Raw genomic sequence first — 24576 nt, forward strand, 5'->3', positions numbered from 1 at the left:
GGATTATATCGCCCTGAAACGTCTTGATTTTGAAGGTTTCGAACCATAAGATGGGTTCATGCCATCCGTTATGTTGGCTACCAAAGTTGCCCAGCCCAAATGTCCCGGTCCAGCTTCATTAGATATTCCGGGATATTGCGGACCACCCCCGTGGGGCTGGAAAAAAAATAGTCTTCAGCACAGCGAAGATCCCTTCTAGGCCCGTCGAAAAACCGGGAGGACACCATGGCCAAGATGGTCCTGATTGAAGCCCATCCGCTACTGCGGTTGGGGTTGTGGCAGATACTTAGCAAGTTGGATGATGTGTGGGAAATCGAGGGGATGGGCCTGGCAGATTTGTCCAAGGCCGATGGCGCGCACGCGGGCGCCGATCTCCTGATCTATGGGTTGCCGGTAGATACCGATGAAGCATGGAGCGCGCTGCACGAAATTCAGCGCGTGCTCACGCCGAAGCGGATTCTGCTTCTGACGGATGTGATGCCCCTGCCCATGCCGGTGCAGGGCCTGCCTGGCGCAAGCGTGTATGGCTGCCTGATGAAGACCGCCTCGGTCGAGATTCTTGAAGCTGCGATACGCCTGGTGATGGCGGGTGGACAGTGCTTTCCCAGCGAGCAGGCGATGCAAGCGCCCGCAGCTGCGGTCTGCGCCTTGCCGTCCCGTGATGCCGATGACGTGTCCAGCAAGGGCACGATGCCGGTCAGTGCGGGTGCGCAATTGCTGCAGATCACGCCCCGTCAATATGAAGTGTTGGTGTTGCTGGCCCGAGGCTATCCGATCAAGACGGTCAGCCGCATGCTCAACATCTCGGTTGCAACCGCCAAGACGCACGCGTGCACGCTTTACCAGCGCCTGCATGTCAAGAACAAGGGCGAAGCCGTGTATGCAGCGCTGCAACGCGGCGCAACCTTGGAGTGGCATGAACCCAATAACAGGGATTCGGACGCCGGGCAGCTCTATGGGCGCAAGCTTGGGTAGTTAACAGGCCGCGCCGCCTGCCCGGCAGCCCAGGAACAGGTTCTGTTCTGTTGCTGCCGGGTTCGCCCCACCATCCCGCCTAATACATACATCGCAGTTCGCAGCGCCTTTGCTGGCGCACCTTTCAACCACCATTCATCCTCCTGAACGAGATTCAGCGAACGTAGCCGCTGATAGCATGGGTTGTGTCCGCAAGCATGGGTTGAGAGCGCGAATCACAACGCCTCGCCATCACGATCCAATAGCGCGGACGAGATTCCCAAGGGGGCGTCGCCGCACAAGAACCTGCCATTGCAGCGTGATGCGCCAACACCGTGGGAACCGTGTATGGGCCATGTGTCACAAGGTTCTTCCCGGGATGACAACCGTACTGATCGAAGACTACGCTCTGCTTCGCGTCGCAATCCAGCATGTCCTGGAACGTGTACGGAACGCCGACGACATCCTGGCCATCTCGCCAGCTCACCTGCTCAACATGTCCAGTTCGATCAACCGCCCAGTGGAATTACTGGTCGTTGGTTGTAGTGGCGTGGCCGAGCAGGATATTGGGCTTATCTCGCAGGCGATGGCTTTTTTCATGCCCCGGCTGGTGCTGGTGCTGTACTCGATACTGGACCCCGCCGTGATGGGAACATGCGCGCGGGCGGGCGTGGCGGGCTATCTGCCTAAAGCGTCCAACCCGGACGCGCTGGCGGCGGCCGTGAGCCTGGTGATGGCGGGCGGTGAATGCTATCCGCAGCCTGCCGGCCGGCCCCAAGGCGCAACGCATGCGCCCACGCAAGAACTACGGGAGCTGACGCAACGGCAAGAAGAAATCCTGCAACTGCTGGTGCAGGGAAAGACAATGCGCGAGATCGGCCAGCAGGTCGGCATTTCGGTGGCGACGGTAAAGAGTCATGCGCGCACGCTGTACTGGAAGCTCAATGCGCGGAACCAGGCAGAGGCGGCTTATATCGCTGTGCAGATGGGGTTGGTGCGCAGCGGCAACAATGTGCCGCCCGGAAAGGAATGATCCGTAAGAGAAATGAAGCGCGCCACGACGTTCGCAAGAACGGAGTGGCCACGCGCGCGTCAGGCATCGTTCGGATGTCGTTCGGACGGTGGGGTGATGGTGCAGCGATGGTGCAGCGCTGGCGCAGTGATGGGTCACGCGCGATAACGGTCTGAGTTTTCGCTGCCCAATGCCAATGCCCAGAGGGCCGCGGCGTGCGCATCAGACGCAACACAGGGCTTAGATATCGCCTTCGCGCGTACGCGAGTCCAGCGGTTTCGCGCGGCCTTGCACCACGGCTTCGAATTCACGCTCGGCCGCGGCCAGCACGGCGTCCACATGCAAATGATTCAACGCGTACTGGCGCGCTGCGGCGCCCAGCGTTTCGCGGATCTGCGCGTTGCAGCTCAGCTTGCGCACGGCTTCGGCCATGGCGTCGGCGTCTTCAGGCGGCGTCAGCAGGCCGCAATGCGTGACGACACTGGCAAGCTCGGTGCCAGGCGCCGCGCCGCAGACCACCGGTCGGCCGCTGGCCAGCATGCCGGTCAGCTTGGACGGCATGACCAGGTCGGCCGCGCCGGCGCGTTGCGGCAGCAGGTGTATGTCGGCGGTGTTCAGCAGCGCGCCCAGGCGGTTGGCCGGTTGCAAGTCCAGGAAGATGACTTGCGACAAGCCTTCGCAGGCGGCCTGAAGCGGGGCGCGTTCGGGGCCTTGGCCGCAGAACACGAACCACAGCCGCTTGTCGTGGCTTAACCGCCGCGCCACATCGGCCAGCGTCTGCAAGCCTTGCTTGCCGCCCATGTTGCCTGAATACAGCGCCACCACTGCATCGGCAGGAATGCCGAGTTCGGCGCGGTAGTCGCCACTGTCAGCGCGCGGCGTGATGGCGTTGACGTCGATCCAGTTGGGCAACAGCACTGCGCGATCGGCGTCCACGCCCTTGGCCAGCGCCAGGTCTAGCATGCGGTTCGATATCGTCGACACGCGGTCAAAGCGGCGCATCAGCCAGCGTTCGGCACGCTTGACCAGTGACCGCAAGCCGGCGCCCTTGAGCAACCCCAGCTCAAACGCGGCGTCGACCTCGTAGTCTTGAATGTGCAGCCAGGCGCGCGCGCCGCACAAGCGTGCGGTGATCCACGCGGCGGGCGCACAGAACAGCGCGGGCTCCACCACCAGAATCAAGTCCGGCCGGCCGGCTGCCGCGCGCAGCAATGACGGCAAGCTGGATACGGCAAAGCTGGCCAGGTGAATCAGGCGTTTCAGCCCGCCCGGCTTGCTCGGCACCCACAGCGGCGCGCGGCGCACGGTGACGCCGCGCCGGTCTTCCTTTTGGTAGCGGCCCGCGCGATAGCCGTCGTGTACCTGCCATTGCGGGTAATAGGGCGGCGCGGTGACGACGCTGACTTCATGCCCGTGCGCGGCCAGCCATTCGGCCAGCTCGGCGCTGTACTTGCCGATGCCGGTGAGTTCGGGCGCGTAGTTGATGCCGTAGATCAGTATTTTCATGGCGATGTCGCCATGCGAGGGCGCACGGGGCGGCAGGGGTTGCCGTGGCACACCATCGCGGGCGGCATGTTGCGAAACACCGAACTGCGCGCACCCACCACGGCTTCACGGCCGATCGTCACGCCCGGCCCCACGAAGACGTCTGTTGCAACCCAGGCGCCATCCTCAATCCGCACCGCGCGTTCGCGCAATGGAAAATCCGGCTGGCCTGCGTCGTGGTCGGCCGCGCACAGATAGCTGCGTTGCGACACCACGGCGTGTGCGCCGATGTGGATGGGACCCAGGCTGTAGATCACGGCGTCGTCGCCGATCCAGGCGTAGTCGCCAATCTCGACCTTCCACGGATAGGTCACCGTGGCGGTCGGGCGGATCAGCACCTTGCGGCCCACCTGCGCGCCAAAGCAGCGCAGCAGCCAGCGGCGAAATCCATACGCCACTTGGGGCGACCAGCGAAACAATGTGCTTTGCACCGTCCACCACAGCTGCACCGTCAGCGCGGAGCGGCCACGCTGGCCCGGGGCCAGCGCAAAGCGATCCAGTTGCTGAAGGGTGCTCATTTGGCGGCCCCCGCTACGGTGTCGGCTTGCGTGTCATCTTGCGCCAGCCGCGCCTTCTGCAATTCTTCGGTCTTGATGCGGATCTGCCAGTAGTACATGGCGCGCGCAACGGCGTAGTCATAGCCGGCCTTGCCATCCAGGAAGCCCAGCTTGAAGACGTAGGAATGCAGGAACGAGATCGGCGCCTTGAAGGGCAGGGCCTGGAAAATGCGCTTGAGCAAGGCGCGTGCGCCGACGTTGGCTTCGCGCGGATCGTTCATCAGCCCCTTGGTGCGCAGGTTCGCTTCCCAGTCCGAATAGCGGTTGTGCTTGTCGAAATAATGGAACAGCGAATCGTGATCGTTGTGCACYATGCGCTGGCGCAACGCGAACGTTTCGCCTTGAACCTGCGGCTGATAGTGGCCTTCCACTTCCCACATGTGCGCCACGTCCAGGTCGTCGTAATCCAGGAAGCGGGACTGGTCGCGCGCCAGCAGCGCCAGCTTGTAGACGCGGTGGCCGTGCTCCAGCTTTTTGCCGCAGAACACGTAGTCAAACGGCACGAACGCGCCGCCTGCCCCCGCGGCAAAGCGCGGCAGCACGTCGCGAATTTCGGCAGCAAGGGCGGGCGTCATTTCTTCATCGGCGTCCACATACAGCACGACCGGGTGCGAGAACGGCAACTGCTCCAGGCACCACTGCTTCTTCTTCGGATACTTGCCATTCCATTGGAAGTTGGAGACGCGGGCGCCCAGCGCCGTCGCCATCGCGCAGGTGGCGTCGGTGCTGTTGGAGTCCACCACGAAGACTTCGTCGAACTCAACCAGCGCCTTCAAACACTTGGCGATATTGCGTTCTTCATTCTTCGTCATGACGACCACGGAAACCGGAATTTTCTGCATGATGCTGTCCTGTTCAGGGCGTGCCGCGTTGCATCAGCGGCTGGAATAGCGCGATGACGTTGCGGCAATGCCGCTCTAGGGAAAAGGCGTCGGCGCGTTCGGGGCCTTGGGCGGCCAGTTGTTCGCGTATTTCGCCGTCGTAGGCCAGGCGGCGCACCGCCGCGGCCAGCGCATGGGCGTCGCCCACGGGCACCAGCAGGCCGTAGCGGCCGGCGTCCAGAATTTCGGCGGGGCCATGCGGACAGTCGGTGGAGATCACCGGCACGCCCAGGCACAGCGCCTCCACCAGCACGTTGCCAAAGCTCTCGCGGATGGACGTCAGCGCAAACGCACCGGCGCCGGCAATGACGGGGAAGGGGTTGTCGATATGGCCGGCCAGCGTGACGGGCGTGCGCGAGGCGCGCTCGTCGATGCGTTTCTGCAAGGCGTCGTGTTCCGAACCTTCGCCCAGAATCGTGAAGGCGATGCCGGGGTCGTCCAGGATCGCCGCCGCGTCGATCAGGGTGGCGTAGTCCTTCACCGCTTCCAGCCGGCCCACCGCCACCACCTGGTACGGCGCATTGCCATCGTCATTGGGGCGCTGAGCGCCTTGCCGGCGCACCTTGTCCAGCGGCACGCCGTTGTAGATGGTTTGCACTTTGCCGCGCAGCGGCGGGAACATGCTGACCAGGTCTTCCTTCACGCCGCGCGACACGCCCACCACGGCGTCGTGCCGCCGATACGTCTGGCTGACCAGCCAGCACTTCAGGCGCCGCATCCGCGATGCACCGTAGTGGATGGCCGGGCTGCTGTGTTCGAACGCCACGGTCTTGAAGCTGCCGCCCAGAAGTTTTCTGGCCAGCACCACCAGCATGTTGCACAACAAGCCATGCGAACACACGATGGCCGGCTTCTCGCGGCGGATCTGCGCAATCAGCCGGAAAAATGCCACGGGCAGCATGAGCCGCAGCTTTGTGGGCGATTCAATAATGGGCAAGGCGCGCGTCACCTTCGGGTTGGCGACGGGGTACTCACGGTTGCGCGAACGCAGCAGGAACAGGGCCGAGTCGACTCCCTGTTCCGGCAAGGCATCCACGATGAAGGCGACGCATCTTCCGACGCCGCCGTGCAGGTCCGGCGCGACAAACAGGACATCAGGCATGGGGGATTACTCGCGGTGGCGCCCGGCGCGCAGCGCTCGGACGGTGGCTGGGGGTAAGCGGCGTAGCGGCGGCCTTTGCCTGGGGCACGGGCATGATCTGCGCATTGCGCATCAGCGACAGGCAGTAGCAAAGCAGGAATCCGGTGAATGCGGTCTTGGGCGCATAGGCCAGCCCGCCGGATAACGAATCGATGAAGATGTAGATCGGGGCGGTGGCGAGCAGGTAGCGCCGGTGCATCTCCAGCCCGGGATGCGCGTAGCGCCTGAGCAGCGTCAGCAGCAGGATCAGCAAGGGCGGCAGCATGATCATGATGGTGCCGACCACGCCGAACTTCATCAGATAGAAGGCCCAGGAATTGTGCGCGAAGGTGCTGAGTTCGAATCCGTTCTCGCCCATCACCCAGCTGCGAAAGCCCGCGCCCTTGCCGAACACGGGGCTTTCGGCGAAGAAGTCCATCTGCCCCTGCATTTCTTGAATGCGCGCGCCGTAGCTGGAATCTTCGTCCAGCTTTTCCACGCTGAAAATGCGGTTGGTCAGCACATCCAGGTAGCCGATGCTGGCAAACACCAGCACGCCCGCCAGCGCCGCCGGCGCAAAGATGATGATGGCGCGCCGCCGGATTTCGGCGCTGGAACCCAGCAGCACCGCAATCAGCACGGACACGGCCAGCTGCAAGTATTGGCTGCGGTTCAGCGAGAAGACCAGCGCCAGCAGCATATACACCGTCAACGCGTAAGCCTTGGGCCCGGACACGTTCAACGTGCGCCGAAAGTACAGCAGCGACACCACGCCAAACGGAATCGCCCACACCCCCAGCCGCACATTGCGCAGCGGGTTGGACACGCTGAACCCCTGCAACTGTTCCAGCAGCATCAGCGTGGCCACCGCCAGGCAGGCCGCCACAATGTACTTTTGCAGCACGGCATAGGCGGCGGGGCTGTCGATGTCCTTGTAGCAAAGGAACGGCGTGCACAGAAAATAGWAGACGATGCGCAGGTCGCGCGCCACGTCGCCCGTTTCAATGCCGGGGTGATGCATGGACACCAGCAGCAGATAAATCACCGACATGGCCTGCAGGCCCAGCAGGGCGCCCAGCAGCCCGCGCGGCAAGGCGTAGGCGCTGGGTTCCGCCAGCCGCAGCGCCTTGACGGCCAGCATGGCGACGAACAGCACATCAAAGGGCGAAAGCTTGAAGCTGCCCACGCCCAGGATGAAGCGGTCATCGTTCAGGGCCAGCGCGGTGAACGCGAACAGGCCCAGCAGATGCAGGGTGGTAAAGCGGCGATGCGGGCTCATGTCGGTGTCGTCCTAGTGCGCGGCCCAGTCGTCGCGTCCGAAAATTTTCGTGGTCAGCTTTTCGAACAGGTACGACAGGTCGCCCTGACGGGCGTGCGCCGCCACCTTGGACGCGCGGCAAGACAGTTCGAACAGCCGGCCCAGCCCCGGCTCCGTGCGCCGGATGCGGGTGACGATCTGTTCGCGCTCTTCCAGCAGCACGTCCTGCATCAGCGCCGTCTTGGTTTCGTCATGCGCGGTGTAGACGCCCAGCGCATCAGGCACGATCAGGTTCTTGCCTTCGCGCAGCAGCCGGCTCCATAGCTCCAGGTCCATGCAGTAGCGCATGCTTTCCTGAAGCAGCCCGTACTTGCGCAGCAGGTCGCGGCGGAAGATGGCCGATTGGTTGGGAATCGACGCCTTCACCACCGTCAACGTGCCGCGGTTGACGGGCGTGTAGTGGATCTTGCGGAAGATCTTGTTGTCGGCATCCGCCACGAACAGGTTGCCGCTGACGATTGGCGCGCGGCCCTTTGCCGCGGCCGCGCCCAGCTTGCGCAACGCGCCCGGGAAGTACAGGTCGTCGGAATTCTGCCAGCCCACGTAATCGCCCGTGGCGCGTTCGAATCCCTTGTTGATGGCGTGCGACTGGCCGCGGTCGGGGGTGCTTTCCCAATAGGTCAGGTAGCGCTCGTACTTGCGGATGATGTCCACGCTGCCATCGGTGGAGCCGCCGTCGATGATGATGTATTCCAGACGCGGATAGCCCTGGTTCAACACCGACAGAATGGTGCGTTCCAGGAACTTCGCCTGGTTGAACGAGGGGGTCACGATGGTCACTTTGGGCAACAGGCCGCCGGCGATCGGCGCGGGCGGGCGAAGCTCGCGAACGAAGTCGATGAGCTGACGTGAATACTCGTTATGACGCTTGCGCATGTAAGACCTCAGCATGTGGGTGTTATCGGGTGGCCGCAGGCAATGCGCCCGGGAAGTCGGGGCGGGATTGACGGATGGCGAGGGCCACGCCGGCCAGCGTGATCGCCGCGTAGGCCATGCGGCCCCAAGCCGCGGCGTGTTCACCGGCCGCGTGTACGAGTCCAGCCATGACGCACAGCATCGCCAGCCCGCCAAGACCATTCAGAATGGCGACGGCGCGGGAATTCCCCAGGCCAAGCAGCGAGAAGTGTGCGGCAGCGTTGAGCGACAACAAGCCCGACGCCACGATCAGCAACTGAAAGGTGCCCAGGTGGCCGGTGGCCACGTTGTCGCCCAACAGCAGATTCAAAAGCGGATGGCTCACCGCCAGCACGGCCAGCGTGGCGCTGGCTGACAGCACCAGGTTCCACATCATCATGCGGCGGATCTCGCGTTCGGCCGCGCCCACATAAGGCGGCGACACCGTCAGGCGGCTGACGCGCGGCATCGCTTTCTGGAAGATGGCGACGGATGCCGTGTGGATGATCTGGCCCACTTGCACGCCCACCGTGTAGATGGCTAGCGCCGCCGGGCCCATCATGCTGCCAACCAGCACGCGGTCCACCGAGCCGAAGGCCAGCGCGCTCAAACTGTTCAGCCACGACCAGCGCGAAAACTTGAATGCGTCAGACATGGCCGCGCGGTCGCGCACCGGGCGCACCAGCACCCGGCCGTAGGCGCGCGAGAACACGCGCATCTTCACCGTGCCGGCCACCAGCAGCCCGAACGCTTGTGCGACCCCGGTCCACGTGGGCGATGCCGTCAGCGCGGCCGTGGCGCAGGCCAGCGCCATCGTGCCTGTGCGGCTGAACAGTTCGCACAAGGCGGTCGCACGAAAATCTTCCCGGCCTTTCAGGCAGCCGGAGAAAAGCTGGTCATATTGTTGAGTCAGGTAGATGGCCAGTGCGGGCATGGCCAGCAGCGTCACGGCCACGCCGCCAAAGGTCGCGGCGGGCCAACCCAGGCCCACCACCGCCCACAGCAACACCGCGGCCAGCGTCACCACGCCCAGCGCGCAGCCAATCAACGACATGCTGACCCCGGCGGCACGGTAAGCGCCGCCAGGTTCGTGCAGGCGTTCGGACACAAGCTTGGTCGCGGTGACCGCCGCGCCCAAGTTGGCGGCGTTGCCGAACCCGGCCAGCGCGATGATCATCGAGTACTGGCCAAAGCCCACCGTACCCAACTGGCGGAACAGAATGGGCAAGGCCACCAGCGCCGCAACGGGGCCGATGCCGTACTCCACCAGCCCCCAGAAGGAAGCATTGCCGGCGATGTGTTTTCTGACGAATCCAAGCATCGGGAAGCCTGTGGTTGAAGCTGCTGGCGCGGCCCTCAGGCCACGGGCAGCGCCTGTTGGGATTGGTCTGCGCGTTCACGCAGAAAATGTCCGTAGGCCAGCGTGATGCCGTCTACCAGCGAGATGCCGGGTTGCCACCCCAGCGCCTGCACGCGCGACGAATCCATCAGCTTGCGCGGCGTGCCGTCGGGCTTGCTGGTGTCGTAGACGATGCGGCCTTGATAGCCCACCACGCGCGCCACCAGCGCCGCCAGATCCGCAATCGAGATGTCTTTGCCGGCGCCGATGTTGTACATGCCGGTAGCATCCGGATGTTCCATCAGCATCACGCAGGCTTGGGCCAGATCGTCCACGTACAGGAATTCGCGCAGCGGCGTGCCCGTGCCCCAGATCGTCACGCTCTCCTGACCGGCTTCGCGGCCTTCATGGAACTTGCGGATCAGCGCGGGCAGCACATGGCTGCTATGCAGGTCGTAGTTGTCGTGCGGCCCATACAGGTTCGTGGGCATGGCGCAGATGAAGCGCGCGCCATACTCGCGCTGGTAGGCCTCGCACAACTTCAAGCCCGCGATCTTGGCGATGGCGTAGGGCTCGTTGGTGGCTTCCAGCGGGCCGGTCAGCAAGGCGTCTTCGTGAATCGGCTGCGGGGCTTCGCGGGGGTAGATGCATGACGAACCCAGAAACAGCAGCTTGCGCACGCCGGCCGCATAGGCGGCGCGGATCACGTTGCACTGGATCATCAGGTTCTTGTACAGAAAGTCCACCGGATGATTCTGGTTGGCCAGAATGCCGCCCACCTTGGCGGCGGCCAGGTACACCACATCGACCGGCGTGGTCGAAAAGAAGCGGTGCACCTGGTTCTGGTTTTCCAGGTCCAGCTCGGCGTGGCTGCGGGTCAGCACCTGCTCGTACCCGCGGCGGCGCAGTTCGCGCGTGATCGCGGCGCCCACCATGCCACGGTGGCCGGCGACAAACACGCGTTGGTCCAGGTTCGTCATGGCGCGCTACTCCTTGTAGGCGTAGATTTCGTAGCCGTTCTGCTCGACCAGCGCGTCGCGGCGCGCATCCTTCAGGTCGCTTTCCACCATTTCCTTGACCAGCTCCTGGAAGGTGGTGCGCGGCGACCAGCCCAGCTTTTCGCGCGCCTTGGTGGGGTCGCCCAACAGGGTTTCCACTTCGGTCGGACGGAAATAGCGCGGATCGACGCGCACGATGACCTGGCCCGGCTTGACGTCGTGCACCGGCGAGAACAGCACGGTGGCCGTTTCTTCCAGGCCTTCGCCTTCCCACGCCAGCAGAATGCCCAGCTCGCGCGCCGCCGTATTGATGAATTCGCGCACGCTGTATTGCATGCCGGTGGCGATGACGTAGTCCTCCGGCGTGTCCTGTTGCAGCATCAACCACTGCATTTCGACGTAGTCGCGGGCATGGCCCCAGTCACGCAGCGCAGACAGGTTGCCCAGGTACAGGCATTCCTGCAGGCCGAGCACAATGCGCGCCAGGCCGCGGGTGATCTTGCGCGTCACGAAGGTTTCGCCGCGCTTGGGCGATTCGTGGTTGAACAAGATGCCGTTGCAGGCGTACATGCCATACGCTTCGCGGTAGTTCACGCTGATCCAGTAGGCGTAGAGCTTGGCGGCGGCGTAGGGGCTGCGCGGATAGAAGGGGGTGGTTTCCTTCTGAGGCGTTTCCTGCACCAGGCCGTACAGTTCGGACGTAGACGCCTGATAGAAGCGCGCCTTCTCCTCCAGCTTGAGGATGCGGATGGCTTCCAGCAAACGCAGCGTGCCTAGCCCATCGGCGTTGGCGGTGTACTCCGGCTCTTCGAACGAGACCCCCACATGGCTTTGGGCGGCCAGGTTATAGATCTCGTCGGGCTGCACCGACTGCACGATCCGGATCAGGCTGCACGAGTCAGTCATGTCGCCGTGATGCAGCACGAAATTGCGGGGCTTATCGTGCGGATCTTGGTACAGATGGTCGATACGCGCGGTATTGAACAGCGAAGCGCGCCGCTTGATGCCATGGACTTCATAGCCCTTGGCCAGCAGGAACTCCGCCAGATAGGCGCCGTCTTGTCCGGTAACGCCGGTAATCAGTGCCCGTTTTGGCATGGTTGTATCCTTAAGACTTAGTAACTGCACGAAAGGAGCCGAAGGCTGCGGTACCAATGTGCAATGAGATTACTGTTGCACCAGCCGCCAAGATATCGGCCAAAAGGTCTAAGAGTTCAGCCTGTCGATAGGGAAAAAAGGATTGGATTGATTCATCCAATGCACCCAAAGCCGTGATGGTCAGCATGGCCACCAGCGCCGGGCGCCGGTTGACCGACAGGTAAATCAAACCGGTCAGGAAGGCGTAAGCCAGAAGATGCAGGCGCTTGTCGCCAAACGCGTCTGACATGTCGGCCGCCAGGCCAGGCAGGTTCCCCACGGTGATCAGCACCACGAAGAACACCCCCGCCAGAGGCAGGCAGATGCGAGCCATGCCGGGACGCCAGAACGGTTCGTGAGGCGCCTGCCTTTCAGACGCGGCCATACATGTCCTGGAATCTGACGATGTCGTCCTCGCCCAGGTACGCGCCCGATTGGACTTCGATGATTTCCAGCGGAATCTTTCCCGGGTTTTCCAGGCTGTGGGTTTCCCCCAGCGGGATGTAGGTCGATTGGTTCTCCGTCAGCAGGTACTGCTTGTCGCCGTTGTAGATGCGCGCCGTGCCTGACACCACGATCCAGTGTTCCGCCCGGTGGTGATGCATCTGCGACGACAGGCGTGCGCCCGGCTTCACCGTGATGCGCTTGACCTGGTAGCGCGGGCCTTGGCCCACCGAGTCATACGACCCCCACGGCCGCTGCACTTCGCGGTGATGGTTCAGCTCGGAGCGATGCTGCGTCTTGAAGATCTCGACCAGGCGTTTGACGTCCTGCGAACGCGATTTATGCGCCACCAGCACGGCGTCGGCCGTTTCGATCACCACAATGTCGTCCAGGCCCACCGATGCGACGAGACGGCTGGTGGAGTGGATCAAACAATTGCGCGAATCCTCCACCATGACGTCGCCGGTGGTGGAGTTGCCTTCCACCGTCTTCTGGGCGATGCCCCAGACGGCGTCCCAGGCGCCCACGTCGCTCCACGAGGCGGCCAGCGGGATGACGACGGCGCTGTCCGTGCGTTCCATGATGGCGTAGTCCATCGAGTCGCTGGGGCAGGCTTCGAACGACGGCCCGTCCAGGTGGAACAGCCCGTTGTCTCCGTGGCCGGTGGCAACCGCTGCCTGCACCTGTTCAAGCATCTTCGGGGCCAGCCGGGCCATTTCAGACAGGAAGACAGACGCCTGGAACGCGAACATGCCGCTGTTCCAGTAGTAGCCGCCATCCTCGATGAAACGCTGCGCCACTTCTGGCGACGGCTTTTCCACAAAGCGGCGCACGCGGCGCGCGGGCGCCATCACGCCCGGCTCTTCCGACTGGATGTAGCCATAGCCGCTGAGCGGCGCGGTCGGCGTGATGCCGAACGTGACCAAGGCGCCCTGGCGCGCGGCCTCATAGGCCTGGGCGAACGCGGCGCTGAGCACCTCGCCGTCTTCCAGCACGTGGTCCGACGGCATGATCAGCATGATGGGGTCTTCGCCATCACGCATGGCGCGCAGCGTGGCGGCCGCAATGGCGGGCGCGGTGTTGCGGGCAAAGGGTTCAAGAATCACCTCGGCGTCCTTGATGCCCAGCTCCAGCGCCTGCTCGGCCGCAATGTATTGGTGGGCGTCATTGCACACCAGCATCGGCTTGGCCTCGGCGCCCGCCGACCCCAACCGCAACAGCGTGTTCTGCAACAGGCTGCGGGCATCGGTCAAACGGATGAACTGCTTCGGCAGCAGTTCGCGCGACAGCGGCCACAGGCGCGAGCCGGAACCGCCGCAAAGAATGACTGCCCGGTAGGGGGGAGGGGGATTCGTCATGGCGCTCACTCCTTGAAGTAGGCCTGGGTGTACGGATGCACGCCGGGGTCGGCGGCGATCTCTTGTGCGGGCAGCCAGCGGTAGCCCTGGTGCTGGCGTTGGGGAAGGCTTGCGGTGTCCAGCGACAGCTCGGCCTCATAGGCGAGGACGACGTAATGGGTGGAGCGTCCGGCTTCACCCGCGAAATTGGTGCCATAGAAGTGTTCGTACACGCCGCGCGGCGTCCACGCGTCTGCCTCGATGGGCAGGCCGAGTTCTTCGCGGGCGATGCGGGCGAGCGCGTCGCGCAAGGATTCGTTTTTGCGGATGCGTCCGCCCGGCACAAACCAGGCGCCGCGCGCGGGCGGGTTGGTGCGCAAGCCGGTCAGGTAGCGGCCGTCGGCGTCGCGCAGCAGCAGGTCAATGGACACCAGCGGCAGCATCTCCACCGCCTGGCGGAAGTCCGCCTGCGGCAGGACGCCGGCGCACGTGTTGTGCGGCCCAGTGCTGTGGGCGGGCCATCCCAAAGGTTTAGTAGACATTGCGGCCCGTCCATCCCGACACGGCCGTGCGGGCGATGATCAGCAGGTCCATCCTGAACGTCCAGTGCTGGATGTAATAGATGTCGTGCTCGACGCGGTCGCTCATCTTGCGCAGCGTGTCCGTCTGACCCCGAAAACCATTCACCTGCGCCCAGCCCGTGATGCCCGGTTTGACGCGGTGGCGCATCATGTAGCGCTGCACCAGGTCCTTGTACATCTCGTTATGTTCCAGCGCGTGCGGGCGCGGCCCCACGACGGACATATCGCCCATCAGCACGTTCAAAAACTGCGGCAGCTCATCCAGGCTGGTACGGCGCAGGAAGCCGCCGATACGGGTGATGCGCGTGTCGTTACGCGTGGCCTGGGTGACGGTGCCATGCTCCTCATGCACCGTCATCGTGCGGAATTTGTAGACGTGAAAGACCTTGCCATCCACGCCCAGGCGCGGCTGGGTAAAGAACACCGGCCCGCGGGAAGTCAGCTTCACCATCAGCGCGATGGACAACATCACGGGCGACAACCCGATCAGCGCGCAAAAAGCGAAGCTGCGATCAAACACTTCCTTGGCCCAACCACGCACGCCAGCCGCCGGCAGGCTATTGAGTTGAATGGCGGGCAGCCCCAGGAATTCGCCGATGCGATGGCCCAGCAGCTGAATCGACATCACATCCGGAATCCAGCGGATATCCACCAAGTCGTTACGCAAGTGATAGAGCACTTCGCGCAGCTCCTGGCCCGCCTCCATCGGAAGCACGATCCAGATCTCACGCACATTGTTTTCATGGACGAAGCTGTGCAGGTTGTCCAGATCATGCAGGCGGCGGACTTGCGGCGGCAGGCTTTCATGCGGCTCGGCGTAGATGCCCGCCACTTCATAGCCCGCGCCCCGGTACTGTTCAACGCGGCGCCACAGGTCGTGGCCCAGCGCGCCAAAGCCCACCAGCAGCACGTGCTTTTTATTCAGCCCGCGATCACGCGCCGCGCCCAACGCGGCGTAGACGGCGATGCGCACGCCGGCCAGCGTCAGCGCCGCCATGCCAAACCAGGTAGCCGCCCATATGCGCGATATCGCGGCGGTCTGATGCATGAGAAAACTGACAAGAATGCCAAGTGCGAACACGGTCGCCCACGCCGCCAGGCTGCGCACGACGAGATCCGTCAGCAGCCGGCCCCGCCAAGACACATACAGGCGGAAGGCGGGGAACAGGGCAATCACGCCCAGCCCGCACAAATACACCAGGAACAGATGAATTTGCGGCGGTTCCGCCAATGCATCGTCCGAGAATTTCAAGCCGGTGGCAGTCAGGCCGCAGGTGATGACGATCGCGGCGTCGAGCAGGCGGTATAGATAGCTTGCTCCACTGAATCTTGCCGACGTGTCCGATTGGGACGGGTCCATCGCGCACTCCTGTTCGGGGGGAGTCTTTCTTGCGGCGACAACAACAACGGTGCAGTGCCGCAAAACTTGTGGCTACCGACGAAATCTTATTGAGTGCAAGGCGTACCCGAAACCTCCAAACGATGTAGGAGAAGGCTTAGGGCATCCGTCGAATGTGCGGGGCTTCAAAAAGAGAGTGGAATGTCGCAACCCGTTACGCATCGGGCTCCTTTCCAAGCAACGAAGTCATTCACAGTGGATTTGCCATGACGACATTTTTCGGAACGTTGAGCCGGGCCATCGCCGCTATCGCGCTCGTGTCCTCGCTAGGCGCTTGCGCCCTGTCACCCGGTATGACCTTCAGCGCCGGCCATCTCGTTGATCCGCTGGACCCGAACTCCGTGGCGCCGATCAAGGAAATTACGCCTTCGCTCGTGGTGGACGACTTGCGCGCCCGCCAGGCATTGATCAATAACGACGGCGTCGAACGCCTGGTTGGTACCGTTGAACCCTACCGCATTGGACCCGGAGACATCCTCTCCATTGTCGTGTGGGATCACCCCGAGCTCGTCCTTCCGACGCAAACCTACGCCATCGGAACTGGGGTGACCGAACTAATCATGGGAGATACCGCCTCGGGCATTCCGGGCTATACGGTCTCATCCACTGGATACATCCAATTTCCGTATGCAGGATTGCTGAAAGTGGCGGGGTTGACGGAACTTCAGGCGCGCAATCTCATAGTGAATAGTTCCGGCAAGTACATCCAGGATCCGCAGATCACGGTACGCGTGCTGGGCTATCGAAGCAAGCGTGTCTACGTCGAAGGCGAAGTGAAGTTGCCGGGCACGGTTGCCATCAACGACATTCCGATGACTCTGCTTGAAGCGGTCAACCGCGCGGGAGGTTTGTTGCCTACCGCTGATCGCAGCGCCGTCTATGTGATTCGTGATGGACGCCGGACTCGCGTGAATCTGCCTGCGCTGATCGAGCGTGGCCAAGACTTGAATCAAGTGATGCTGAAGTCGGGCGACATCGTGCGTGTCACGCCGCGAGACGACAGCAAAGTGTTCGTGATGGGCGAGGTGTTCCTGCCCACCACGGTGGTGATGCGCGACGGACGGATGTCGTTGACCGAGGCGCTGGGCATGGCGGGAGGACCTAACCAGCTCACGGCTGACGCGTCGCAAATTTTTGTAGTCCGCAGTACCGAGGAAGCGATGCCGCTGGTGTTCCATCTGAACTCCAAGTCGCCGCAGGCCTTGGCGGTAGGAGCGAAGTTTGAGCTGGAGCCCAAAGACGTCGTGTTCGTGGATACGGCTGCGCTGGTGCGGTGGAACCGCTTCATCAGCAACCTGTTCCCGAGCGCGCAAACGGTACAGACCGTGAAGTCGATCAACTAAGTCCGCCTTTCGGGGCCGCAAGGCTCCAAAACCACGCCTTTGGGGGCGCCGCGTCCGCGGCGGCGCCCACGTCTGGAGAGCTGCATGTCGTTGCCCATCGAATCATTCGAGCCGAACGTCCCGGCTCGCCAGCAGGAAACCCCGTTGTCGTCCCATGTGGATGCAATCGTGTCGAACCGGTGGATGATCTTCGCGATCACCTTGCTCGCCTTCCTGGGCGCCTTGGCCTACGTGATGGTGACCCCATCGGTCTATTCGGCCGACATCATCGTGCAGGTTGAAGAGGAAATGCCGAACGGCCAGGCGCGCAGCCTGTTGGGCGATGTGTCCGCCATGTTCGACACCAAGGCCGAAACCTCCGGCGAAATGGAAGTGCTGCGTTCGCGCATGGTGGTGGGACCCGCCGTCGATAAATTCCTGCTCTACATCCACGCCAAGCCTCGCTACTTCCCGGTGGTGGGCGAATGGCTTGCACAGCGTTATGAAGCGCTGCCGTATCCGTCCAGCCTGCCGCGTGGCGGTTATGCATGGGGCGGAGAATCCATTGCGATCTCGCAGCTGGATGTGCCCAATGAATGGCTGGGCAAGCCGTTTCGCGTGACCACGCTTGGCGAAGGCCGCTACACGCTGACCGACAAATTCACCGGCGCCACGTTCAACGGCACGGTGGGCAAGGCCGAGCATTTCCTGTTGCCTGGCGGTGGCGCGATGGACGTGCACATCGACGCGTTGGCAGGCCGGCCCGGCACCGAATTCACCGTGTCGCGCAGCTCGCGTCTGGCGGCCATTGAAGACGTGCAATCGCACCTGGGCATCTTCGAGCGTGGCCGCACATCGGGCGTGATCGGCGTCACGCTGGAAGGCAACGACCCGGCGTTGACCACCGCCGTGCTGAACCAGATCGGCCAGGAATACGTGCAGCAGAACGTGAACCGGAAGTCGGCGCAAGCGGAAAAATCGCTGGGCTTCCTGGAACAGCAGCTGCCTATCCTGAAGGGCGAGCTGGACGCGGCCGAAACCAAGTACAACGCCTTGCGCAACAAGCGCGGCACGATCGACCTGAGCGAAGAAGCCAAGCTGATCCTGGCGCAATCGGTGGATGCGCAAACGAAGGTGATGGAGCTGCGTTCGAAGCGTCAGGAACTGATCACGCGCTTTGCGCCCACGCACCCGAGCATCGTCGCCATCGACCGCCAGATTGCATCGCTGTCGGGGGACGTCAGCCGCATTGGCAACAACATCAAGCAGCTGCCGGATCTGGAGCAAGACGTGGTGCGCCTGGTGCGTGATGTGCGCGTGAACACCGAGCTCTACACGGGGCTGTTGAACAACGCGCAGCAACTGCGTTTGATCCGCGCCGGCAAGGTGGGCAACGTGCGCATCCTGGATGCCGCCGTGCAGCCTGACCGCCCCGTGCGTCCCAAGGCCGCGATCATTCTGGGCGTGGCCACCGCCATCGGCCTGATCTTCGGCATGCTGTGCGCCTTTGTCCGCAACGCGTTGTTCGGCGGCCTGTCCGAACCCGAAGACGTCGAACGCTACACGGGCCTGCCGGTGCTGGCCGCCATTCCCTACAGCGACATGCAGGACAAGCTGTGGCGCCGCAGCCGCCGCAAGAACGCGACGGTGCCTGCGCTGTTGGCGCAAAGCCAGGGCAACTCGCCACCCATCGAAAGCCTGCGATCGTTCCGCAATGTGCTGCAAGCGTCGCTGCGCCAATCGGCCAACAACATGGTCATGTTCACCGGCCCGGTGGCGGGCGTAGGCAAGTCGTTCCTGTCGGCCAACTTCGCGTTCATCCAGGGCGGCGTGGGCAAGCGCGTGCTGCTGATCGACGCCGACTTCCGCAAGGGCCAATTGAACCGTTATTTCGGCGTGCCGAAGGAAGACGGTTTGTTCGAAGTGCTGTCGGGCACGATCCCGCTGGCACGCGTCAAAAAGCACAGCGTGTCTGAAGGCGTGGACTTCATCGCCACGGGTGCGGTGACGTTCGACCCGTCTGAACTGCTGGCCTCGCCGGTGTTTGGCGCCACGCTGCGCGAACTGTCTTCCCAGTACGACATGGTGATTCTGGACACCGCGCCCGTGCTGTCGTCGCCCGATGCGGCGGTGGTGGGCACGCATGCCGCGGCAGTCATGGTGGTGGTGCGCTCCGGCCAAAACACCGTGGGTGAAATCCGCGAGACTGCCAAGCGGCTCATCCAGGCAGGTGCGCCCGTGGACGGCGTGTTGTTCAACGGCTTGAAACTCATGCCGGAACGCTTTGGCTTCCGGTCCAAGTATGGGAGCTATCGATACTCCCGTGCGGCGTATTACGGCGATTTCAAACAGAACGGCCCCAAATAACGCCACCCGGAGAAACTGGCATGCACGGAACTTTTGGCTGGGATACCCCGCAAATTCTGGATGCGGTTTTCAAGGCTTATGACATACGCGGCACGGTGCCGGACGAAATCGATGCGCGCTTCGCGCACAGCCTGGGCATGGCGGTGGGCAGCAAGGCACGGGACCTGGGCGCGCGTTCGATTGTGGTGGGACGCGATGGCCGGCTGAGCAGCGTGGAACTGGCGGCGGCGCTGCAAGCCGGTTTGCGTTCGGCGGGCATGCACGTCATCGACCTGGGCATGGCGACCACGCCGATGGTGTACTTCGCCACGCGCCTGATGGACACGGGCGCGGGCATTGCGGTGACGGGCAGCCACAACCCGCCCGCGCACAACGGCTTCAAGATTGTGCTGGACGGCGCATCGCTGTACGGCGAGGGCATCACCGCGCTGCGCGATGCGATGCGCTTGCCGATTGAATCCGCCGACGTGCCGGGCGGGCGCACGCAGATGCAGCTTCAGCCCTGCTACGCGGCGCGGCTGGTGGGCGACATCCGCATGGCGCGCCCGATGAAGATCGCCATCGACTGCGGCAGCGGCGTGGCAGGCGCGGTGGCGCCCGCCTTGTTTCGCGCCTTGGGGTGCGAAGTGACGGAACTGTTCTGCGAGGTGGATGGCTCGTTCCCCGGCCATCACCCTGATCCTGCCGACCCCCAAAACCTGCAAGACCTGATCTATTGCCTGCGCTATTCCGATTGCGAAGTCGGCCTGGCGTTTGACGGCGATGGCGACCGGCTGGGCGTTGTCACCAAATCGGGACAGATCATCTGGCCAGACCGGCAACTGATTCTGTTTGCGCGCGACGTGCTGGCGCGCAACCCGGGCGCCGAGATCATCTACGACGTCAAGTGCAGCCGCCATGTGGCGCGCGCCGTCGTCGAAGCGGGGGGCCGGGCCACCATGTGGAAATCAGGGCATTCCCTGATCAAGGCCAAGATGCGCGAGACGGGAGCGCTACTTGCTGGAGAGATGAGCGGCCACATGTTTTTCAAAGAGCGCTGGTACGGCTTTGACGATGGCATTTACGCCGCTGCACGGCTGCTGGAAATTCTGTCGTCTGCGCCGGACCCGTCAGGCTTGCTCGAAAGCCTGCCTCAGTCTTGCGCGACCCCCGAAATCAAGCTGGACACCGCCGAAGGCGAGCAGTTCGAACTGGTGGAGACATTGCGCGCACAAGGGGAATTCCCGGGCGCCGTGTCCATCAACGATCTGGACGGCGTGCGGGTGGACTATGCCGACGGCTTCGGCCTGGCGCGTCCATCCAACACGACGCCGACGGTGGTTTTGCGTTTTGAAGGAGACACCGTGGCCGCGTTGGCCCGTATTGAGGAGGACTTCCGCAACGCGTTCCGGCGCATTGCACCTCATGTTCGTTTACCGTTCTAAGGAGCATCACGCGATGGGTAAGGCCAATTATGCGATTGAGGCGTTAAGGGCGAATTCCGGCCTGGCGCAGAGCCCCGAGTGGCAGGCGTTTGCGCAGGCGGCGCAAACTGCCGAATTGGATGCCAGCACGCTGAAAGTGATCGAAGCGGCCGGGTTGTGCGTGGACCTGACCATGCAGCGCCAGTCTCCGGCGCTGGAGGCCGCGGCGCTGAATCTGTTGCAGGCGCGCGGGCTGGCGGATGCCCGCCACGCGCTGTTCGCCGGCGATCCGGTCAACTGGACGGAAGGCAAGCCGGCGTGGCATACGGCGCTGCGAGCCGGCCGCACGCGCGAGCAACCTGACGGCCAGGACGCTGATTCCGTTTGCGAATATTCGCGCATGACGGACTTCGTGCGCCGCGTGGATCAGACGGCAGATTTTTCCACCGTGCTGCATATTGGTATCGGCGGCAGCGACTGGGGCCCGCGCCTGGCCATCCAGGCGTTCGGCGGCCCGTCGCAACGCCGCCAGATCCGCTTCGTGTCCAACATCGACGGCCATGCGTTTCACGACGCTATCGCCGGCCTGGACCCGCGGCGTTGCCTGGTGGTGGTGTCGTCCAAATCTTTCACCACGTCTGAAACCCTGCACAACGCCCGCGCGGCCATTGCCTGGCTCAAGCAAGGCGGTGTAGCCGACGTGTCTGAACATCTGGCGGCGGTGACCGCCAATGCGCCGGCGGCGCGCGCGCTGGGCGTGCCGGCCAGCCAGGTGTTCAAGATGTGCGACTGGGTGGGTGGACGCTATTCCGTGTGGTCGGTGGCGGGCCTGTCGATTGCGTTGACCGTGGGCGCCGATGTGCTGATTGGCATGCGCGCGGGCGCCGAAGCGATGGACCAGCACTTCCAACAAGCACCATTCGCGGCCAATGCGCCGATTCAGCTGGCGCTGGCCGGGCTGGTCAATTGCAGCGTGTTGGGCCACAACTCGTTGAACATCGCCGCGTATAGCGCGCGTCTGCTGCACCTGGTGACCTATCTTCAGCAGTTGGAAATGGAATCGCTGGGCAAGCGCGTAGCGGGCGATGGCACGGCGGTGGGGGTGCCCACGGCGCCCATCATCTGGGGCATGCCGGGCACCGATGGCCAGCACACCTTCTTCCAATGGCTGCATCAAAGCGAAGACGGCGCGCCGGTGGACTTCATCGCCAGCCTGCAAGGGCATACCGACAGCCCGGACGCGCATCGCCTGTTGCTGGCCAATTGCCTGGCGCAGCGGCAAGCGCTGTTGCGCGGCAAGTGCCTGGAGCAAGCGCTGCAAGACGTGGCGCATATCGACGACCAGGAGCGCGCGCTGAGCCTCGCGCAGCACATGGTGCATCCGGGCGGACGGCCGTCAACGCTGATCGTGCTGCGTCAACTGGACCCGCGCGGTCTGGGTGCGCTGCTGGCGTTGTACGAACACAAAGTGTTTGTGCAAAGCGTGGTCTGGGGCATCAACCCGTTTGACCAATGGGGTGTGGAACTGGGCAAAAGGCTGGCCACGGGTATCGAACGTGAACTGGCCGTGCCGGTGTCGGCCGGCGTGGTGGATTGGGGCCATGACGCGTCCACCTCGTACTGGATCGACCGTTATCGCGGCCACGCACAGGCGCCGCGCCCGCGCCATGCATGGGTGCCCGGCATGGCCGCACACCTTTGACGGAGACGGGCATGCCGGACCTGCATGTGCTGGTGACGGGCGGGGCGGGCTACATCGGCACGCACACGCTGGTGGCGATGGTGGCGGCGGGCCAGCGGCCGCTGGTGCTGGATAACTTCAGCAACGGCAGCCGCGAGGCCGTGCGCCGGGTCGAACAACTGTGCGGCGTGCCGATACCGCTTGTCGAAGGCGATATCCGCACGCCCGGGTTGATTGAATCCGTGCTGGCCGGCGCGGCGGCCAGCGGTACGCCGGTAGACGCAGTGCTGCATCTGGCCGGCTGCAAGGCGGTGGGCGAATCGGTGGCGGACCCGCTCAAGTATTACGACAACAACGTCACAGGGTCGATGGTGCTCTTGCGCGCCATGCGTGACACGGGGGTCACGCGGCTGGTGTTCAGTTCGTCGGCCACGGTCTATGGCGAACCGCAGTATCTGCCGTTCGATGAGTCGCATCCTTTGGCGCCCACCAATCCTTACGGGCGCACCAAGCTGATGGTGGAAGAGATGCTGCGCGACGTCTGCGTGGCGGACCCGGCCTTCAGCGCGCTGACTTTGCGCTACTTCAATCCCATCGGCGCGCACGCGAGCGGCCGCATCGGCGAAAGCCCGCGCGACCTGCCCAATAATCTGTTCCCCTTCATTACCCAGGTGGCGGTGGGCCGGCAGCCGTATCTGCGCGTGTTCGGCGACGACTACGACACCGCCGATGGCACGGGCGAGCGCGACTATCTGCACGTGATGGATCTGGCGCGCGGGCATGTGCTGGGGTTGGCGCACGCCATGACGCACACGGGCTTTGCTGCGGTGAACCTGGGCACGGGGCAGGGCACCAGCGTCTTGCAGCTGGTGCGCGCGTTCGAGGCGGCCAGCGGCTGCCGGATTCCGCTGAACCGGCAGGGACGGCGCGCGGGAGACGTGGCGCGGACCTGGGCCGACCCGGCGCTGGCGGCATCGCTGCTGGGCTGGCGCAGCACGCATGACGTGGCGGCGATGTGCGCGGACGGCTGGCGCTGGCAGCAGGGGAATCCGCAGGGGTATGACGCCGAGGCCCATACGGACGAATCTGCGGGGCAGGCCGTGCGCGATCCGGCGGGTCGGGCCGCGGCATAACCCCAATGGCGTGTCGGAGGGATTCCGGAAACGGGGCGCCTGCGGTTACAGTTGACGGCATTATTGCGTAGCAGCATGGCGCAGGCGGCGCATCCGCCCACGCCATGCACCCGTCAGTGAGGCTCTCCCATGTTTGAATTCCATCCGTATGCCGGACGCCGCGGACAACACCGCGCCCGCCAGGGGCAGTCGCAATGAGCGGCCCCACCTACATCCCGCCCGCCCACTGGAACCTGGACAGCATCGTGTCCGGGCTGCGCGACGCGCGCGTGGCGTGGCGCGGCCCGCGTGGCCGCCTGCGTGAAGACTCGGGCCTGCGTGAATTCCCGTCGCAGGAAAGCCTGCGTCAGATCATCAAAGACCTCTGTGGCGCCTTGTTCCCGATGCGCCTGGGCCCCATCGACCTGCGCGAAGAGGTCGAAGACTTCTATGTGGGGCACACCATCGGCGCGGCCTTGGACGCGCTGTTGCATCAGGTCTGTCTTGAACTGCAATACGTGGGCCGTCACGAACACGCGGACCCTGCCCAAACCCAGCAACGCGCCATCGAAATCGTGCGCCAGTTCGGCGCCGAGCTTCCGCGCGTGCGCGCCGCCCTCGACCTGGACGTCACCGCCGCCTATCAAGGCGACCCGGCCGCGCACAGCGTTGACGAAGTGCTGCTCTGCTATCCCGGCGTGGCGGCGATGATTCATCACCGCCTGGCCAACGTGCTGTATCGGCTGAATGTGCCGATGCTGGCCCGTATCGTGGCCGAGATCGCACACGCCGATACCGGCATCGACATCCACCCGGGCGCCACCATCGGCCGCAGCTTCTTCATTGATCACGGCACGGGTGTCGTCATTGGTGAAACCGCCATCATCGGCGACCGCGTGCGGCTCTATCAGATGGTGACGCTTGGCGCCAAGCGCTTCCCGCCCGGTGAAAACGGCGAGCTCAAGAAGGGCCTGCCGCGTCACCCGCTTATCGAAGACGACGTCGTGATCTACGCGGGCGCCACCATCCTGGGCCGCGTCACGATCGGCAAGGGCTCGACCATTGGCGGTAACGTCTGGCTCACGCGCAGCGTGCCGCCGGGCAGCAACGTCACGCAGGCCAGCCTGGTCAGCGACATGCCCGACTGCGGGCTGGGCGGCTAAGCGCCGTCCACG

At 63.8% G+C, this 24576-nt stretch carries 21 protein-coding genes; 8 read left to right on the top strand and 13 right to left on the bottom strand.

Annotated features, from left to right (window positions below):
• Nucleotides 1-225: 225 nt before the first annotated feature.
• Together AC1DB0_RS15395 and AC1DB0_RS15400 are read left to right on the top strand one after the other, a co-directional pair.
• On the top strand, nt 226-975 hold the full coding sequence (locus AC1DB0_RS15395; RefSeq protein ID WP_054426536.1) for a response regulator transcription factor: 750 nt from the start codon (nt 226-228) through the stop codon (nt 973-975).
• A gap of 358 nt (nt 976-1333) precedes the next feature.
• Nucleotides 1334-1987, top strand: coding sequence for a helix-turn-helix transcriptional regulator (locus AC1DB0_RS15400; RefSeq protein ID WP_054426535.1), 654 nt, complete (start codon nt 1334-1336; stop codon nt 1985-1987).
• A gap of 219 nt (nt 1988-2206) precedes the next feature.
• Here AC1DB0_RS15400 and AC1DB0_RS15405 read toward each other — a convergent pair whose 3' ends face one another.
• The 13 genes from AC1DB0_RS15405 to AC1DB0_RS15465 all read right to left on the bottom strand — a co-directional run bounded on the left by AC1DB0_RS15405 (nt 2207) and on the right by AC1DB0_RS15465 (nt 15477).
• Complete coding sequence (locus AC1DB0_RS15405) at nt 2207-3472, bottom strand: WcaI family glycosyltransferase (protein WP_476757243.1); 1266 nt, start codon at nt 3470-3472, stop codon at nt 2207-2209.
• On the bottom strand, nt 3469-4029 hold the full coding sequence (locus AC1DB0_RS15410; protein WP_054426533.1) for a putative colanic acid biosynthesis acetyltransferase: 561 nt from the start codon (nt 4027-4029) through the stop codon (nt 3469-3471). Before AC1DB0_RS15410 ends, AC1DB0_RS15405 begins: the two co-directional genes overlap by 4 nt.
• Nucleotides 4026-4910: a glycosyltransferase family 2 protein gene (locus AC1DB0_RS15415; protein WP_476758696.1), complete on the bottom strand. Its 885-nt coding sequence runs from the start codon at nt 4908-4910 to the stop codon at nt 4026-4028. Before AC1DB0_RS15415 ends, AC1DB0_RS15410 begins: the two co-directional genes overlap by 4 nt.
• Nucleotides 4911-4923: 13 nt before the next feature.
• A complete protein-coding gene (locus tag AC1DB0_RS15420; RefSeq protein ID WP_476757244.1) occupies nt 4924-6051 on the bottom strand; it encodes a glycosyltransferase in 1128 nt (375 codons plus the stop codon).
• Complete coding sequence (locus AC1DB0_RS15425; RefSeq protein WP_476758697.1) at nt 6044-7348, bottom strand: O-antigen ligase family protein; 1305 nt, start codon at nt 7346-7348, stop codon at nt 6044-6046. Before AC1DB0_RS15425 ends, AC1DB0_RS15420 begins: the two co-directional genes overlap by 8 nt.
• Before the next feature lie 12 nt (nt 7349-7360).
• Nucleotides 7361-8263 (bottom strand): glycosyltransferase family 2 protein, encoded by a 903-nt coding sequence (locus tag AC1DB0_RS15430; protein ID WP_054426529.1) that lies wholly within the window; start codon nt 8261-8263, stop codon nt 7361-7363.
• 22 nt (nt 8264-8285) lie between these two features.
• Nucleotides 8286-9602 carry an oligosaccharide flippase family protein gene (locus AC1DB0_RS15435; RefSeq protein ID WP_054426528.1) on the bottom strand — a complete coding sequence of 439 codons (1317 nt, stop codon included), beginning with the start codon at nt 9600-9602 and terminating at the stop codon, nt 8286-8288.
• 35 nt (nt 9603-9637) lie between these two features.
• On the bottom strand, nt 9638-10600 hold the full coding sequence (locus AC1DB0_RS15440; protein WP_054426527.1) for a GDP-L-fucose synthase family protein: 963 nt from the start codon (nt 10598-10600) through the stop codon (nt 9638-9640).
• Between the two features lie 6 nt (nt 10601-10606).
• Nucleotides 10607-11716: a GDP-mannose 4,6-dehydratase gene (gmd, locus tag AC1DB0_RS15445; RefSeq protein WP_054426526.1), complete on the bottom strand. Its 1110-nt coding sequence runs from the start codon at nt 11714-11716 to the stop codon at nt 10607-10609.
• Nucleotides 11717-11726: 10 nt separating this feature from the next.
• The gene (locus tag AC1DB0_RS15450; protein ID WP_054426744.1) at nt 11727-12089 is read right to left on the bottom strand and encodes a VanZ family protein; all 363 of its coding nucleotides are present in this window, start codon (nt 12087-12089) and stop codon (nt 11727-11729) included.
• A gap of 37 nt (nt 12090-12126) precedes the next feature.
• Complete coding sequence (locus AC1DB0_RS15455) at nt 12127-13557, bottom strand: mannose-1-phosphate guanylyltransferase/mannose-6-phosphate isomerase (RefSeq protein ID WP_054426525.1); 1431 nt, start codon at nt 13555-13557, stop codon at nt 12127-12129.
• A gap of 5 nt (nt 13558-13562) precedes the next feature.
• Nucleotides 13563-13979 (bottom strand): GDP-mannose mannosyl hydrolase, encoded by a 417-nt coding sequence (locus AC1DB0_RS15460; RefSeq protein ID WP_054426743.1) that lies wholly within the window; start codon nt 13977-13979, stop codon nt 13563-13565.
• Between the two features lie 88 nt (nt 13980-14067).
• Complete coding sequence (locus AC1DB0_RS15465) at nt 14068-15477, bottom strand: undecaprenyl-phosphate glucose phosphotransferase (RefSeq protein WP_054426524.1); 1410 nt, start codon at nt 15475-15477, stop codon at nt 14068-14070.
• A gap of 245 nt (nt 15478-15722) precedes the next feature.
• On the opposite strand from AC1DB0_RS15465, the gene AC1DB0_RS15470 reads away from it, so the two are divergent.
• The 6 genes from AC1DB0_RS15470 to epsC all read left to right on the top strand — a co-directional run bounded on the left by AC1DB0_RS15470 (nt 15723) and on the right by epsC (nt 24564).
• Complete coding sequence (locus AC1DB0_RS15470) at nt 15723-16859, top strand: polysaccharide biosynthesis/export family protein (protein WP_054426523.1); 1137 nt, start codon at nt 15723-15725, stop codon at nt 16857-16859.
• A gap of 84 nt (nt 16860-16943) precedes the next feature.
• Complete coding sequence (locus AC1DB0_RS15475; protein WP_054426522.1) at nt 16944-19205, top strand: GNVR domain-containing protein; 2262 nt, start codon at nt 16944-16946, stop codon at nt 19203-19205.
• 20 nt (nt 19206-19225) lie between these two features.
• Nucleotides 19226-20629 (top strand): phosphomannomutase/phosphoglucomutase, encoded by a 1404-nt coding sequence (locus AC1DB0_RS15480; protein WP_054426521.1) that lies wholly within the window; start codon nt 19226-19228, stop codon nt 20627-20629.
• 13 nt (nt 20630-20642) lie between these two features.
• A complete protein-coding gene (pgi, locus tag AC1DB0_RS15485) occupies nt 20643-22310 on the top strand; it encodes a glucose-6-phosphate isomerase (protein WP_054426520.1) in 1668 nt (555 codons plus the stop codon).
• Between the two features lie 11 nt (nt 22311-22321).
• Nucleotides 22322-23422, top strand: a complete 1101-nt coding sequence (galE, locus tag AC1DB0_RS15490) for a UDP-glucose 4-epimerase GalE (RefSeq protein ID WP_476757245.1) — start codon at nt 22322-22324, stop codon at nt 23420-23422.
• 194 nt (nt 23423-23616) lie between these two features.
• Complete coding sequence (gene epsC, locus AC1DB0_RS15495; RefSeq protein ID WP_054426518.1) at nt 23617-24564, top strand: serine O-acetyltransferase EpsC; 948 nt, start codon at nt 23617-23619, stop codon at nt 24562-24564.
• The last annotated feature ends 12 nt before the right edge of the window (nt 24565-24576 follow it).

It is taken from the genome of Achromobacter sp. 10T422, assembly GCF_056394065.1.